This window comes from Saccharopolyspora sp. NPDC000359, assembly GCF_040300525.1.
Taxonomy (GTDB): domain Bacteria; phylum Actinomycetota; class Actinomycetes; order Mycobacteriales; family Pseudonocardiaceae; genus Saccharopolyspora.
The window spans coordinates 1-15671 of the sequence record NZ_JBEPDU010000071.1 but is presented as its reverse complement, the minus strand read 5'-3'; the positions used below and the strand labels follow the sequence as shown (position 1 = coordinate 15671).

Sequence of the window (15671 nt, the reverse complement as noted above, 5' to 3'; positions counted from 1 at the left end):
CCTCCTACTCAATCCAGACGAACCTGGCCGCGTGCAGCACCGGCTCAGGGCTCTGACCAGTCTGTTCCCACAGGTAGTAGTCGTCCTCGGGCACGACCGGGACGACGGCGCCGACCACCGGCTCTCCCAGGCTTTCGACTCCGCGCGAGAAGTTCAGCACCGTCGGCGGGAACTCGTGGCGGCGAGGATCACCCACGATGCGCTGATCCCAGACGGGCCCCTCCGGCGTCATCACGCACGCCCGGGCACCCACCATCGCCGCGGCACGCACCGCTGGCCGCGGGTACCGCACTGGCGGCCGCGAGGTGTCCTCGATCAGCCGCCGAGACCGCCCAGCCGCCACCGGGATGTCGGACTGATCGGGCACGGACTCGGCGTCGAGCCGGTCGACGGGCTCCTCGACCCAGACTCGATCGAGGTCGACCAACCACGGCAGCGCGATCTCCTCGCCGCGCAGCTCGCGGTACCAGTCGCCCTCGTTGACCACGCTGACGGTCGCCGAGGCTCCATGCGGCGCGCAGACCGCACGGAGGTCGTGCCGCCAGATGCCGTGCTCGGGGTCGTGCACGATCACCCGGCGCCCGCGAAGCTGGTCGACGTCGGCGGCCGGGTGGGGCACCAGGATCGGCGGCCGGGCGCGCTCCCATTCGCGACCGGTGAGGTCGTCCTGGTTCATGCTGGCCCCGGTCGGGTCACGGTCGGCACCAGATGGCCGCCGTCCCACAGCGGCGAGATCTTGACCTGGTCACCCGGCTGCGGAGCGTGCAGGACCTGGCGGTCCCCCAGGTACAGGCCAACGTGGTAAATCGCCCCCGGGTCGTGCGGATCGTAGGACCAAAACACCAGGTCACCGGGCACAGCCTGCTGGAGCGGGAGCTGGTGACCAGCGTGGAACTGCTGGCGGCTCACCCTCGGGAGCGATACGCCAGCTGCCCGCCACGCCGCCTGGGTGAGGCTGGAGCAGTCCCAGGTGTCCGGTCCGTTGGCTCCCCACACGTAGTCGTCTCCCAACTGGTCCCGGGCGAACCGGATCGCCCGGTCGACCAGGCCGCTGGTCGCCCCAGCCAGCATCGTGCTGCAGCCGCTCGGGTCGGAGATCCCAGCACCCGACAGCAGCTCAAGTGCCAGCTGTTCCCACTTGTGATAGCGGTGCGGGAACGCCGAGCGCTCCACGCGCTGCGCAGCTTCGCCGGGCCGCATCTGCTCCCAACCGGGCACCTCGAGCAGGACGTCGTAGAACTTGTTGATCGCGTAGTCGACGTCGGTGACCTGCTGCGGAGTTCCCCAGCCCATGCTCGGTCGCATCTGGAAGACGCCCAGCGAGTCCCGGTCGCCGTAGTAGACGTTGGTCAGGTTCGACTCGGTCTTGCCCGCCTGGATGGCGACCTGCGCAGCCCGGGGCGGCAGGCCGCGCTGCTGCCCGATCTCGATGATGCGCGCGGCGATCGCGCGCTGTTCGGCGGTGAGCGCAGACGCCTGCCCGGCACCGCTGGCCTCAGCCTGGCCCGACAGCGGCAGGCACAGCCCGGTAGGGCCGAAGGGAAACCTCGGAATCGAGATCACCACCACCAGGGCGCAAGTCACGATCCCGGCAATGACCAGCACCGGGAGCCCCAGGAAGAGCATCACCCGCCGCATCAGGTGCTCTCCATCCGGTGCACCCGCCACCCTTCTGAGGTCTGCACCATCGTCAGGTGGAGCAGACCAGCATCAGTGGGCAGCTCGGCCTCGACGAGTTGGGGCCGAGCGCTGACCGCTCGTGGGCTGCCGAGGAGCTTCGACTGCGGCACCCGGGCCGGGTCCACGTCTGCCAGTTCGATGAGCAGTTCCGGTGAGGCCAGCGGTGCCAGCTGATCGCCGAACTGCCGCGAGGTCATGCCGGGCGGGCGTTCAACCCACCGCGCCGCGAAGTCCACCGCGGCGGCGAGCGCCTCGGTCACGTCCTGATCACTCGGCTGCGTCGGCGGATCGTCCCTGGTCAACGCTGGAGTGGGGCGAGGCGACGGTGAGGTGATGGAAGGCGGCGGGGCTGTGGACGCGGGGTCAGGCGCCGGCGGCTGTGCGGCGTCGGGCACGACCGTCGCGACGGCGGTGCCTGCGACCGCCAGGCCCATGATCGCCACCGCGAGGTGCCGACCCGAGCGCAGCGGCCAGCCCCAGGCCTTCCGGTACACCGCGGCGCGGCCGCGGCCAGTGCGAACTGGCATCGGTCACTCCTCCCGCCACTGCGGCTGGTGGCCTTCCGGCCGGTGCCGGTTCACGGATCCATCGCCCGGGCGGAAGGTCTCCCACATCTCGTCGTCGGCGAGCTGCTCCGCATCGTCGTCGACGGCGTACGGGAACACCGGCTCGGGGCGAGCTGGTCGGCGGGATTCAGGGCGCACCGGCGGGGCGTCGGTGCTGGTCGATCCATCACCATCAGCAGCGGCGTGGTCGTTCGCCAGCTCCTCGCCGTCGTCTCGACCGAGCAGCTTGTCGACGGTGTCGGCCCGCCACACCGCGAACCTCCCGCGCCAGCTCGGGCCCCGCCGCAGGATCCGGTCGAACGTGCTCTCCTCGACGTCCTGGTCGCCCTCCCCGGGCTGAGGTGCTCGGCCGTTCGACGGCGCCCCTTCGGGTCGAACGATGTGCCGACCAGCACCGATCGGTTCGTCGTCGTAGTAGTAGTCGTCGTACTCCTCGTCGTGGTCGCTGACCCGGTCAGCGAGATCGGCCACCCGGGCGTCAGCGCGGCCGAGTCGGCGGCGGAGCCGGGCAACCGGGCCGCGGCCGCCGCGCATGGCTCGGGTCATTCGTCGCTGCGACCAGCTGGGCACCTGGATACCGGTCATGCTGGCCAGCATCTGGATCAGCCGCTCGATGGGGCGGAGCGCGATCCACATCCCAAAGGTGAGCCCGCCGATGACGGCCAGCTGCAGTAGCTGGGACATCTCCAGCGCGAGGACGTAGCCCAGGACGAAGGTGTGCAGGGCGGCCGCCGCTGCCAGGAGAAGGCCCTGGCCGAGGGCGCCGCCCACGGCGCGCAGCACAGTCGGCAGCAGCGTGTTGCTCAGCATCGCCAGCAGCCCGAGGATCGGGCCACCCACGATGATCAGGCGGATGACCAGCTGCGCGAGCAAGATGCCGATCTTGCACAGCAGCTGGAAAAGCGAGAAGCACACCGCCTTGGCCAGGGCGACCGCACCGGCCCCGGTGCGCGAGTGTGCCTCGCCAGTGAAGTAGGGCCAGGCCGCGGTGTCCTTGAGCTCCGCGGCCAGCTCGGTGAACCTGCGCTTCTTGTCCTCGATGTTGCAGCTGTCCGTCTCGACCTCGTATTTCGTGCAGGCCTGCGCTTCGATCAGCCTCCTGCCGAAGCGCTCGGCGTCCGGACCGTTGGCGGCCCCGAACTCGCCGTTCAGCCAGGGCCTGTAGACGGTCTCGTCGTGCAGCATCGTGGGCAGACCGTGCAGGTAGTCGTCGTTGCCGACCCCGCGCATGATGTTGCTCTGCAGCTCGTTCGTGCCGTCAACGAGGAACGAGTCGGTCATGTGCGTGTAGACCAGCGGGGTCATGTAGGTTGCGGCGGCGAACCATGCGCCGACCAGCACCCACATCGTTTTGCGGCCGATGCTGGCCATGTCGCCCCGCAGGGTCCAGCCCAGGATCATCACCGCCACGATCGTGAGCACCACCGCCGCGTAGGGGGTGAACACGTTGTCGTAGAGGGCGATCGTGGCGGTGGCGATGAAGTCGTCGACCTGGTCCAGGGCTCCGCCGGTCGAGACGGTGTAGTGCAGGCCGTTCGTCGCCGCGGTGATCGCTTTGCCCACGTTGAACAGCTGCGATCCGAGGTAGGTGTCGATCCCGGCGAACGGGTCGCTGATCGCGCAGCTCCCGGAGTAGCCGTAGGTGTGCCACACCGCCCCGGCATAGCCGAGGTCGCCGTAGGCACTGCCGGGAACGCCTTGGCCGAGGTGCACCTGGTCGAGCGTGGTGATTACCGGACCGCCGTTGGGCATGTCCGGTGTCGGCGCCTCTTCGCAGCTGCTGCTCCAGCCCTGGGCCGCGGCAGGCGTGCCGAGCAAGATCTGTAGCCCCAGCAGCATCGCGACCAGAACTAGGGGGGATCGCCTGGTGCTGCGCACGGCCGTGCTCACTGCTGCCCCGGCGGTTGGCCCGCCACCGTGACGGGCGCGAGACCACGCACGGTCGCCTCGGGGTCACCGTGCTGGGCAGGCGTCTCCGGCGGGGCGCTGGTTGCGCGGCCGGTGCCCTGCTGCTGCTCGGCCTGGTCCTGGGATCCGGGCGTGGTGTCGAGGGCGTCGCGGAGGTGTTTCAGGTGGCCCCCGGAGATATCCACGCTGATCATCTCGACGTTGTTGGCGCCGTCGCCGAACACGAACTGGCGCGGGGACTGGTCGCGCTCGTCGGTCGCGGCCGCCGGTCGCTGTGACATCGCCGCGAGCACCTGCTCGTACCCGGCATCGGTCGGCACCTTGAGCAGCCGCAGCGCGTCGGCCTGGGCCTCATCGCCATCTAGCCGACCGACGAACACGGAGTCGACCAACGACACGAACCCGTTGATCCGCAGGAAGTCAGCCGGGATCTGGCTGGAGAGCATCACGCGCACGTTCCACTTTCGGGAGTCGCGGGCGAACCGGTTCATCAGCACCCGGCCAGTCGGCACCTCGGAGAGGAAGAACGCCTCGTCGATCCACACGCCCTTGCGCTCGTGCTTCGGCCGCTCGTAGATCGACCGCTGGGTCAACCACGCCGCCAGGTTGAGCAGCTCAACACCGAGCGCCTCGGCGTCGGTCCAGTGCTCACGGCTGGTGCCATCCTGGGGCAGCGTCAGCCCCGCCATCGTCAGGACGGTCAGCCGGTCGTCACGAGGTGCGGCGTACGGGTCCTGGCCGGGCTCCGGGATCAGCAGGGTCAGCCGGTCGGCGAGTTCTCGGAGGAAGCGGTGCACGACCCTGCCGTGGGCGGCGTGCTCGCTGTCGAGCCTGGTCAGGGCCTCGATGACCATGCCTGGGTGGGCGTCGGGCGGGTTGCCGACGGCCTGCACCGCTTCCAGGATCGCCGCCTTCGTCTCGGCCTTGCGAGCAACCTCGAGCGGCAGCACGTTGGTCAGCACATCCTGCACCAGGCGCCGGCGGGTCGCGGCGGCCCACTTCAGGTCGTGGCGGAACTCTTCCTGGCCGTTCTCCTCGCCCGCGTAATCCTCGAACCTCGGGTCCGCAACCACGCGGTACGGGTTGAGGATCCCAGGTTGCGCCCGCATCAGGTTGATGACCCGGGAAAACGGCGCGAGCTCGGGCAGCTCGCACAGCCGCGCCAGCGGGCCGGACGGGTCCAGGATCGTGAACCGGGCGCCCGCCCGCACCGCCTTGTAGGCGATCGCGGCACCCAAAAAGGACTTCCCGCCGCCGAGGCCCGCCACCACGGCCGTCAGACCGGAGGAGTCCCGAACCTCCTGCGCCATCCAGGGATCCCAGGCCACCGGCCGCCGGGTCGCTCCCCAGGTCTCGCCGAGCAGCACGCCGCGGCGGTCGCCGACGTCGGCCGTGGCTTGCGGGACCGCGGCGGCCGCCCAGGTCACCGGGCCGTTCCGGCGGTGCGCGGTGGTGGCCATCGGCTCACCCGGCATGAACTCCCGGGCCAGTGCCCACTGGCCTTCTGGGTGCTCCAGAACGATCTTCTCGCCGTAGGTATCGACGAGCTGCTGCGCCCGCTGCAGGGCCTGCTTCTCGTCCCGGCCGGACACCGCGACTCGCCACCAGGACTTCACCCGGGTCGCCAGGGCGGTAAAACCGCTGGTCATCTGGTCATCGATGGCGGCGACTTGGGACAGCTGGCGGCGCAGCGCCCGGGGCGGCTCCAGGTTGTGTTCCCGCACGTAGTGCCGCTCCTGGCTGCGCACCTTGTTGCTCTGGCGGTGCAGCTCCTGGGCCACCGTGCCGGGCTTGCGGACGAAAATCCGCGCGGACCACTCCACCGGCACCGGTAGACGGTCGGACAGCTGCATCCACGGCGGGTCGAGCTCCGGGATCTGGAGGTCGTGCATCCGGCCCACGCTGAGGATCGCGACGTGCCGCTGCTGGTTCGGGTGCTGCATCGTCTGCCCGTTGACCAGCACCGTTGGCGCGTAGGGCTCCTGCACCATCTCGGCTGCGTCAGCGAACGACGCGAGATCCTCGGTCCCCCAGGCCCCGTCGAGGCCGTTGGGCGGCTGGAGCGGCGCGGGCAATCCCAGCGTGGCGGAGCGGTGCATCAGCCACCACATCTGCTGAGCAGTGACCGGGCGGCCTTGCAGGCCGGGACGCGCCATGACCTGGTCCAGGTGCTCGATCTCGGAATCGAGGGCGACCAGCTCGGCGTCAACCGCGGCGGGGAAGACCTTCCGCAGCAACGGAGCGGCCCGCTCGACGGCCACGTCGACCACGTTCCGGGTCTGGACCTGCACCCCCAGGTAGACCTCCTTCTCCGACATGGACCGGCCGAGCAGCTGGCGCTGCTCGCCTTCGAGGTAGTCGTCGAAGCTGAGCGCGCCTTCGACGTCGGGCAGCCGGTCGCGGGCGTTCGCCGCGTGCGCCTCCGCCCAAGCTCGGATCGGGAAGGGGCGGCTGGTTACCCGCAGATGCAGCCACCGGCCCTGCAGCTCGGCGTATTGCCCGGCGATGGCGGCGATCAGGCCTTCACGCTGGGAATCCGAGCGGAAGGACCAGCGCTGAGGAGCCAGCCGGTACCAGGCGTAAACTTGCTGGTCAGTGCGGAGAATGTGGCCGTCGATCGAGCGGGCGGCGATCGACGGGACATAGCGTCGAGCAGCGATCCCGTCGTCGGTCCGGCGGTTTTTACGAGCCATACCTGCCCCCATTCGTCGACTTCGCCGCCGGAGCACGCCGCGGCCGCGGGCGGGCCAGGGACACCCGGATCGGTTGCACGGACATTGCGGTGCCACGGCGGCGGCGCTTCCCTGGCGTCGGTGCGCGCAGCTCTCCGAGCCACAGCGCCACCACCGCGCCGAGCGGACGCTCATGGCTGATCTTCGAGCAGATCAGGCGCGTGAGCACAATCGCGATCACCACGCTCCAGGCGATCGAGAAGAACGACACCTCGATGCCCCAGCGGCGCGCCAGCGCGAAGATCACCACCCAGGTGACCAGGCCAACCCCCCAGGCCACGTAACGGGCTCGGAACGGGAACGTCGCCTTCGGCGGCCCGAGCCAGACGGCGTCGACCCGGTAGATCTCATCGTCGGTTCCGATGCGCATCGGCTCAGCCGTTGGAGGTGAACAGGCCAGCGATGAACGAGCCGATGTTGACTCCGGCGCCGCTCACGGCAATGCCGATCAGCGCGAGGGCGACCAGCACGCCGCCCAGCCGGGTCATGACCCCAGCGTTGTCGCCCTTGCCGCCGCCCAGCCAGAGCAGGAGGACCGCGACCACGAGCAGGCCAAGTGGGACCACGTTGTCGATGATCCAGCCCCGCAATCCGTCGGTGCCGAAATTCGACTGTGCCTGTACCAGGACAGCGGTTGTCATGTGCATGGTTCCCCCTGAGTACGGCTGATCGTGTGAGTTGGTCTACTCCTATCAGACAATCCGCCATCTGTCTGGCGGATTGAAATTCGGGACACACGTTGACCTGTGAAAACGGCAACAGGGGCGGCTCTAGAGAACCGCCCCTGCCATTCACCCGAATGGATTAGAGTTTGAATTCGAACTCCTGCTGCTCCGCCCTCTCCGCATCCCGCTGGGCCTCGCGTTCAGCATCCTGTTGTGCCTGGCGCTGATCGAATTCCTCGTCGAGCGCTTCCTGCTCGGCGCGCTGACGCTGGACCTGGCGGTCGAGCATCTCCTGCGCATACTCGGCCCGCCGCAGTGCCTCCCGCACACTGTCGTCCGCGATGAGCGGCTGCTCCGCGGACTGCTCCAGCTCCTCCTCGGGGGCATGCACCGTCTCCACGGTCGCCAGCGCGCGGTCGTTGCCGTTCTGCAGCTCGGCGTCGCTGAACAGCTCCAGCTGCGCCTCGTCCTTGACCTCCTGCTGGGCCTCCTCCTGCTGCTTGATGTCCGTGCCGTGCAGGTGTTCGGCCAGCCGCTGCTCAGCCGCCGCAGCGGCGTGGTCGTTCGCCAGCTGCCGCACCTGCTCCACGTGTTCGGCATCCAGATCCGGGCGCAGCGCGACCGCCGCATCGAACAGCTCCGTCTGCTCGGCCTCAGCCTGGGATTCCCGCTGGTCAAGGCCACGACGGGCGATCTCCGCGCGCGCCTGCTCCGCCCGGTGCCGGATCTCCGCGGTGGACTGGAGCCACTGCGTCCGCACCTTGTGCAGCTCGTCGAGCTGGCTGACTCGGATCCGCATCCGCTGCGCCAGCCGCGTGCTGCGCTCAGCGTCAGCCAGCGCCTGTTCCCGTTCGGCCTCGTCCAGCGCGGCCTCTGCGCGGGCCGTGGCCAGCGCGGCTTCGGACTGGTGGCGGTGCTCCAGCCGTCGAGCGGTGCCGAGGTCCTGGGCCACGTACTCCGGTGCCCAAGATGCCGCGCGGTCCGCGCGCGAGATCCACGACCGCAGCGTGGACTCGTCGGCCTGGCGGTAGTCCAGCGAGTCCAGGTCGAGGCCGGAGGCGTGCACCGCGCGCTGCCACAACAGCTGGTCGAGCCAGCCCTGCGGCTTCGCTCCCAGGTCCAAGTTCGTCTCCGGCGTGCCGATGGTCTCCCGCCAGGCCCCGATGCGCGCGGCCCGCCGCTCCCACTCTTCCCGTTGCTGCTGGTCAGACGGATCCGGGGCGGGGCCGAGCTGCTCGATGGCCCACTCGGGCTGCTGCTCGGCGGCCACCCTGCCGAGCTCGCGCTCGCGGGCGTCCATCAGTCCGGCCAGCTCCCGCTGGAACTCGCCCAGCGGGCCGGTGATCGCTTGAGTTCGCCCGGTCCAGCTGTGCTCAGCCACGTCGGTCCGGTCCAACTTGCGCTCGATCCGGGACCGCAGCACCGCGGCCAGGTCGTCAACGCGGTCCAGCGACCGTTCGCTGATCGCGTTGGCCAGCAGGTGCTCGGCGTTATGGCCGTAGGCCTCGGCCTCCCGCAGCACTTGGTACAGGCGGGGTGCGCCCGATTCCATCTGGATCCGGTCGGCCAGGTCGTTGCCGAGCGCGTTGACGATCATGTCGGAGTGCCGGTAGTCCGACAGTTCCCGGTCGGTGTGGTCCCAGATGCCCACCAGCGTCGACATGTCGGTGGCCTGCGCCGCAGCTCGCCGCCGTTCCTCGACGGCGGTCAGCTCCTCGGCGTTGGCGACGAACCGTTCAGCGAGGATCTCGCGGGCGGTCGCGTCGACCCCTGGGCCGTGGTGGTCACCAGGTTCCTCAGTGGTCACATACGCGATGTTGCTGGTCTTCCCCCTGGTCATCGCTACGTACCCGGCGGTAAGGGCGTGGCCAGTGTCGACGCTCAGACCCTCGCAGGCGTGCTCTGTGCCCGCGTAGCCGAGCACCAGGTGCTCCTCTACGTAGGCGCGGGGGAGCTTCACCCGACCGGATCCGTCCTCGAGTTCGACGACCAGGCGGTTGTCGGGGTCGGTCACGAAGGGCTTCTCCCAGCCGATCACGCGGTACCGACCGCGGTTGACCACCCCGGCTACCTCGCCGGAGGTCTCGACGTGCCAGTCGTTCTTCCTCGCCTGCACGAGGTCGCCCCGGCAGGCGTGGTTGCCGTCGCCGAGCCGGTCGACGACCCAGTGGTGCCCCACCATGCCGTGGACGCGCAGCTTGTCCTGCACCACGGCTGAGACCTCGGCGGCCTCGGGGTTTGTGGCGGTGACCAGGACAGACGACAGGCCCTTGATCGCGACGTCGTGCACGTAGTTGAGCACTGCCCGCCGGCGCATCTCCTCCTGGGTTCCTGAGTTGATGCGGCCGTGCCGGTCGTACTCCTCCAGCACGTCGAGGTCGCCCTCCCGCAACCGCAGCGAGGCCTTCTTCTCCCAGTCCTCGACGAATCGGTGCACCTGCTCGAGTTCGAACACGCCGTTCTCGCGCGCGATCAGCCCCAGGGCGCCCCCGGCACCGACCGCCTGCAGCTGGCGAGGGTCACCGGTGTAGAGCAGCTTCGCCCCGGCCGCGGCGGCGATGCGCTGGATGCGCGCCAGCTCCTGCGTGCTGGACATGTTCGACTCGTCGACGACCAGGAGGTCGCGGTGCCCGAGGCGCTCGCGCGGCACGCCGGTCCTCGGATCCGCCTCGTAGGCCCCGAGGAACTTCGTGGTGTTGATCGCGTCGAGCCCGTCGGCGACCAGGACCTCGCTGGCGATCTGCGATGTCGCCAGGCCGAGCACCCGCCCTCCGGTCCGGCGTTCCCACTGGTCAGCCAGCTGACCGACGGTGAACGACTTGCCGGTTCCGGCGGCGGAGACCAGGGCATCGGCGTGGCGGTCGCTGCCCAGCACGCCCAGCACGGCGTTGATCTGCCCCTCGCTGAGGCCTCGGGTGCGCAGCTCGGCCTCTGCGTCGCGCAACTCGGCGGCGGGCAGCGCACCGCCGCGGTGCTGCCGGGCGGTCACCACCAGCTCCCGCTCCATGTCGAGCTGCGTGCGGGTCGTGTACCTGCCTGCGGCTGGGTCGCGCCACTGCGGGCGGCCATCGGCCTCCCGCCACCAGCCCGGCACTGGCAGAGGCTCAGGACGGGAGACGTCCACCACGCCGTAGGTCTGGTCTCGCAGCGCAGTGGTGGTGAGCTCGTCGATGTAGCTTTGTACGTCATCGACGCCGGTCAGGCGCGTGGGAAGCTGCCGCTCGATCTCGGCGCGCAGCTCGCCGGGCAGCCAGGTCGCGGTCCGGGCCTGCACCTCGTGCAAGGCGGCGAAGATGACCGCGCTGCGGTCCATCGGATCCGGCCGGGCCTGCTCATCCGGTCGGCCGTGCCAGTCCACGTCCCGGCCCGAGGCGGCCACGTCGCGGACGATCTTGTCCGTGTCGAACAGCTCGGCCCAGTCCTTGAGCTGCTGGTCAGGCGACCGATGGCTCTTGCTGGCGCGGCTGGACAACCCGGCCATCCGGTGGATCCGGTGCAACTCACGTGCCGTGGGCGCCCGGCCGTGCTCAGCACGGAACCGCTGCTCGGCTTCGCGCTGGGCGGCCTCAACCTGGCGGCTGCGCCGCGACGATGCGGCGAGCACCTCGTCATCGATTCCGAGGATTTCACGGCCCATTCCGTCCTCCCGCGCGGCAAACCGCGCGGGAGTCGCGGCTTCGATTTCATCAGCGAGCACCCGCTCGTAAATCGACGCGATGGTCGCTTTCGTTTTCCGCCAGGCTGCGCCGTGAATTGCTCGCCATTGACCGTCTTCACACTTGACGCGATTGAGTACCGCGCAGTGAGTGTGCAAATGCGGGTCCTGAGCGCGAGAGGTCGAGTGGTCAAATTCGACCGCGACGACGTTGTTCACTTTTTCGAACGACCCCGTGGTGCCATCAACCGTGCGCCGATGACCGCCTGTCCGGGTCCACGTGGCCTCTCGCTCGAGATATCCGAGTGCCGCACCGACGGCGGTCCGATGCGCCCGAAGGACCGCATTTGCGAGCTCGTGTCGCCCAGACTGCTCAAGGGCTGCGTGGTACACGCTGACCGTCTTCTGCGCCGAGAACGTCAGATCGTAGAAAGCGACCGCGCTGCGTTGGGTATCCACAATCCGGTTCCATTCTTGGATCCGGTCTTCCTCCGTGGCGTGCGGATTCTCCTGAATCCATTTCTGAAAACGTTCCTGGCGAGATTCGAAACTCTTTGGCTCCTGCCCGAGTCGATCACCGGTCTGCGGGTCTCGGAGCTCTCCGAGCACCGTACGCACCTGGTCGGCGTTGGCCAGCTCGCCAGGGCTGAACCCGAGCATCTCGGCACCGCGGCCACGCCAGCGCCCCGGCGCCTCGCCGTCACGCTCTGCTTTCTCGAAGTACTCGACCGCGTCGCCCCGCTGGGCGGCCTTGGCCAGCTCCTGCTCCTCGCGGTCGAGCCGGTCCTCGCAGCCCATCTGCCTCGTGAGGTAGGCCGTCGCGCCGGGGCGCGAGTCCATCGTGTTGATCCGTAGCACGCCGACCACGCTACCTGCCGAAACCCCGGAAGGCGAGTGGTCCAACCAATGATGCATAGGTCCATCGCTTCTTTTCGAACTGGGGGAGGGGGGCAGGGTGCTTGTGCCTGCCTGGGGGGGGGGGCGTGCATGACTCGCTGTGGAGGTGGGAGTCCTGACTGACTCTGGGTCGCTTCGAAGTGCGGTAGAGCTGCTGCAGCAGGCAGCAGGAGCGGGCAAGAGGAACCGTGCCCAGCGGTGGCGCTCGCGGGCGAGCCTCCCCGCTACTCCGGGTCACGGCACGGGGTAGCGGGGAGGCTCGCTGCTCGGGCCGGGTGCGCCCCGGACCCCGGGAGCACCCGCGCAGCGCAGCGCAGCGGAGAACAAGTCGGGATTGGACCACAGCGCAAACCCGGTTGCGCACGGCGCGAAGGAATTCCCCGTGTCAAAAGAGAATGCCCCCAGGGTTCCCGGGGGCATTCTCGGCTTTCGCCGATCGTGCTACGGACCAACAGAAGCCAACGTCAATCCTAGCAGGCTTCGCACTGAGCAGATCGACCAAGCGCCGGACTTACGTGCGCTCCATTTCTTCAGTGTCGATTGAAAATAATTCAGCTCGCGCCGCGAACATCCTTGGGACGATCCAAAAAGACGCTCTGAACGCGTCCCCACCCCAGGCAAATTCGTTCACCGACCGAGGCCCAGTTCTGGTCCGTCGGCGGCTTCGCGAGCCTGACAGCTGATCCCGAACTCGGCGGGGTCGTATTCGGCCTCGGTGCGGATTGCGTACTCGTCCTCGCCTGTTTTGATCGCGAAGAGCTGTTCGCCTTCGAATTCGAACAGCACGGCTTGTTCTTGCGGGTTGGCGTCCATCGCGGCGCACGCTGCGGCGTCGATCGCCAGATCGGCCTCGCGCTCACGCTGGAGGTAGTAGGCGTCCCGGGCCGCTTCCAGGTCGTAGTCGAGCTCGGGGCCGGGTTCAAGATCCGGCGAGCGGTCGGCGTCGTCGGGTTCGAGGGCTGCGGCGAGCAGCTCGTGCTTGCGGACCCAGGCCTGGGTGCGCGCCTCCAGCGCCTCGGCAGCGATCCTCTCGCGTGTCCGGGCACTGACCTTCGACCACAGTCGCCGGGCGATGTTCGTCATCGTCGAGGTCCTTCCTGGTCCGCGGTCGGCAGCAGGGCGTTGATCTGCTCGGGGTCGTGGTTGAGGTACTCGATCGCGCGGGCGAGCAGCGCCCGGCCGGTGTCGTGGCCCTGGCGGTAGGGGCAGAGGTCGTGGACGTGGTCGCAGGCCGGACACTGCTCGTCATCGCTGGGGTCGTACTCCAGCAGCGGGCAGTCCCCGCCGACGGCGGCCATGCCGTGGTGGTCGTGAGTCATGATGCTCCTCGCGGGGAAGCGTGTGGGGACTCGGACTAAACGGACGTCGGCTGAGCCGGGTATCCGGTCGCAGTGGATCTGGTGCGGAGCTGTCGCGCTGACCTGCGATGAGGGTGCTGCGGTCCCGGGAGCGGCGGCGCCGCGACCAGGCGTAGGACCGTGGTTGATCGGGGGGCCCGCCCGGTTAGCAGCCGGTGCGGTCGGCGGCGATCCGCGCTGCGGCCGCGACCTCGCGCACGCCGTCCCAGCCGCGGCGGTCGTACTCGATCGCCGCGGCGTGGCGGACGGCGGTGGTGGCGAGGTGGTCGCCGCCCGCCCACCGGGCGAGCGTGGTGAGCGCGACCGGCAGCAGCCGGGCCAGTTGGTTGGCGGGGTGCCAGGTGGCGTCCCGGGAGAGGCCGCGGTCGTCGGCTTGCTCGGGGGATTCCGGGGCGGCGTCCAGGGTGGCGATGAGGTCGGTGACCAGCCTGGCCCGGTCGCGGTCGGCTGGGTCGAGGCGGTCCCGTTCGGCGTCGAGCAGTTCGCGCAGCAGCGTGATCGCGGCTGGGTCGAGCAGCACCGGCGTGTGGTCGTCGGTGTGGTGGCGGGCGGTGTCGAGCCAGCTCTGCCCGTGCCACCAGCTCGGCCGGAGTCCTGCGGTGGCTGTGAGGGCCTCGCTCACGGCGGTGCGGGCGGTGTCGTCGACGCGTCGTTCGGCGGTCTTGCGATCTAATCCGGCGGCGGCGGCCAGGACCGGCCAGGAGTACCCGGGGCGGGTGCCGCCGGTGTGGTGGCGGGCGTAGGCCATGAACTGGCGGACCAGCCGCTCGGCGTCGTCGCGGTCAGCAGCCGCGATGCCCAGCGCCGCCAGCAACGGGTCCTCGTCGGTGGTCTCCGCCAGGGACCGCAGGTTGGCGGCGTAGGCCTGTCGCTGCGCGGCGCGCTGCTCGGCGACGTCGTCGAATGCCTCCTCCGGGATGACCGTCCCGGGGCGGGGCGGCGGGTACGCGATTGCGGCCAGATCATCGATGATGTCGGTCATGCCCCCAGAATAACCTGCGTTGGCCAAAATGTCCAACGCTGGTCATTTTGACCACTCGAACGGATGAGCCGCTACGGCGTCGAGATCATATGCATAATGCTTGTTATCCATAGGAACTCGGCTCCTACGCCGCTGGTCAGAGTGATACTCGTGCGATGAGTCGCACGAGTATCACTGCCAGCGGCTACAGCGAGAGTTCGGCGGCGGCCTCCGGGGCCCCGCGCTCGGCGCGGTGGGTCGGGTTGTCTCCTATTGCTGCGGGCGGGTGGAGCACCCATCCTTCGTAATCCGAGCATACCCACTCGATTTCCAAACCCGAGTGGGTATGCTCGGAATTCACCGGAATGGCGCAGGTCATTCGGCGGCCGCAGCGCCGCGGCGTTTGGTCGGGCGGCCGCTCGGCCAGATCTTCTCGCCGCCGAGGCGGCGGTAGCGGAACCGGACGGTGTCACCGCGCTGGCCGAGCGCCTCGCCGACGGCGTCCCACGTGCCCAGGCGGTCCATCAGCGCGGCGAGCAGGTCGCGCTCGGCGGTGTCGACCCAGTGTCGCTCCGTTGGGACCAGCTGCAACGCGGCGCGGAGATCCTCGGCGGTGACCTCGTCGGCGCCGGGCAGGCCGAGCAGCCGCTGGGTCTCGCCCTCGGTGTCGTCGACGGCCGAGACGACACCGACGAGCGTCTCGTGGTCGGTGGGGGTCTTGCCGGTCTGCGCGGCCAGGGTGTAGCGCGCCAGCGCGGCGCGGTCGGACTCGGACAGCATGAGCACCTCCAGGCGTGTTGCGTGTTGCTTCCAGCAGTAATCCGAGCATATCAGTTCGGATTCATAATCCGAGCTGATATGCCCGGATTACCGAACCGCAGGACGACCTCGACGGCCCGTAGAGCTGACCGAGCCGCTCCCCGGTGGCAGCGCTGAGACCCGCCAGGCCGCGGAGGCCGAGCTGCGCCTGGTCGCCCACGCGCTCCGCGAGCGCGCGGCGCAGGTCCTGACCACCCATGAGGTCACCGCGGTCACCGCGGCCGAGCTGCAGCAGCTGGCCGACGGGCTCGAAACCCGCGCCGACCGCTGGGGCGCTGATTTCGAGCAGCACTGAAACAATAGGAACGGCCGACACGGTTGCTCCATTCCAGTGAAACACGAGCGTATCTGTTCGGATAACTAATCCGAGCAGATACGCTCGTATTATGAGCGAAGAGATGATGAGCGACGAGGTCAGCGAGCAGGCCGC

Annotated in this window: 13 protein-coding genes; all 13 read right to left on the bottom strand. The window is 69.2% G+C overall.

The annotated features are described in order from the left end of the window. Positions 1-4: 4 nt before the first annotated feature. Entirely contained in the window at positions 5-676 is a 672-nt protein-coding gene (locus ABT324_RS30795) for a hypothetical protein (protein WP_351184602.1), read from the bottom strand. Next, positions 673-1638 (bottom strand): C40 family peptidase, encoded by a 966-nt coding sequence (locus ABT324_RS30790; protein WP_351184600.1) that lies wholly within the window; start codon positions 1636-1638, stop codon positions 673-675. The genes ABT324_RS30795 and ABT324_RS30790 overlap by 4 nt, the downstream gene beginning before the upstream one ends. Continuing rightward, on the bottom strand, positions 1638-2207 hold the full coding sequence (locus tag ABT324_RS30785) for a hypothetical protein (protein WP_351184598.1): 570 nt from the start codon (positions 2205-2207) through the stop codon (positions 1638-1640). Before ABT324_RS30785 ends, ABT324_RS30790 begins: the two co-directional genes overlap by 1 nt. A 3-nt stretch (positions 2208-2210) precedes the next feature. Next, positions 2211-4085 (bottom strand): hypothetical protein, encoded by a 1875-nt coding sequence (locus ABT324_RS30780; RefSeq protein WP_351184596.1) that lies wholly within the window; start codon positions 4083-4085, stop codon positions 2211-2213. A gap of 47 nt (positions 4086-4132) precedes the next feature. Continuing rightward, a complete protein-coding gene (locus tag ABT324_RS30775; protein WP_502949824.1) occupies positions 4133-6859 on the bottom strand; it encodes an ATP-binding protein in 2727 nt (908 codons plus the stop codon). Beyond that, positions 6837-7256 (bottom strand): hypothetical protein, encoded by a 420-nt coding sequence (locus ABT324_RS30770; protein WP_351184594.1) that lies wholly within the window; start codon positions 7254-7256, stop codon positions 6837-6839. Before ABT324_RS30770 ends, ABT324_RS30775 begins: the two co-directional genes overlap by 23 nt. Positions 7257-7260: 4 nt before the next feature. Next, on the bottom strand, positions 7261-7527 hold the full coding sequence (locus ABT324_RS30765) for a hypothetical protein (RefSeq protein ID WP_351184592.1): 267 nt from the start codon (positions 7525-7527) through the stop codon (positions 7261-7263). 163 nt (positions 7528-7690) lie between these two features. After that, on the bottom strand, positions 7691-12064 hold the full coding sequence (gene mobF, locus ABT324_RS30760) for a MobF family relaxase (RefSeq protein WP_351184590.1): 4374 nt from the start codon (positions 12062-12064) through the stop codon (positions 7691-7693). 666 nt (positions 12065-12730) lie between these two features. Then, on the bottom strand, positions 12731-13186 hold the full coding sequence (locus ABT324_RS30755; protein ID WP_351184588.1) for a hypothetical protein: 456 nt from the start codon (positions 13184-13186) through the stop codon (positions 12731-12733). Then, positions 13183-13422, bottom strand: a complete 240-nt coding sequence (locus tag ABT324_RS30750; RefSeq protein ID WP_351184586.1) for a hypothetical protein — start codon at positions 13420-13422, stop codon at positions 13183-13185. Before ABT324_RS30750 ends, ABT324_RS30755 begins: the two co-directional genes overlap by 4 nt. Before the next feature lie 184 nt (positions 13423-13606). After that, positions 13607-14443 carry a hypothetical protein gene (locus ABT324_RS30745; protein WP_351184584.1) on the bottom strand — a complete coding sequence of 279 codons (837 nt, stop codon included), beginning with the start codon at positions 14441-14443 and terminating at the stop codon, positions 13607-13609. A 354-nt stretch (positions 14444-14797) separates the two neighbouring features. Next, positions 14798-15202 (bottom strand): hypothetical protein, encoded by a 405-nt coding sequence (locus ABT324_RS30740; protein WP_351184582.1) that lies wholly within the window; start codon positions 15200-15202, stop codon positions 14798-14800. A gap of 61 nt (positions 15203-15263) precedes the next feature. After that, a partial coding sequence (locus ABT324_RS30735) for a hypothetical protein (protein ID WP_351184580.1) occupies positions 15264-15671 on the bottom strand: 408 nt, incomplete at its 5' end.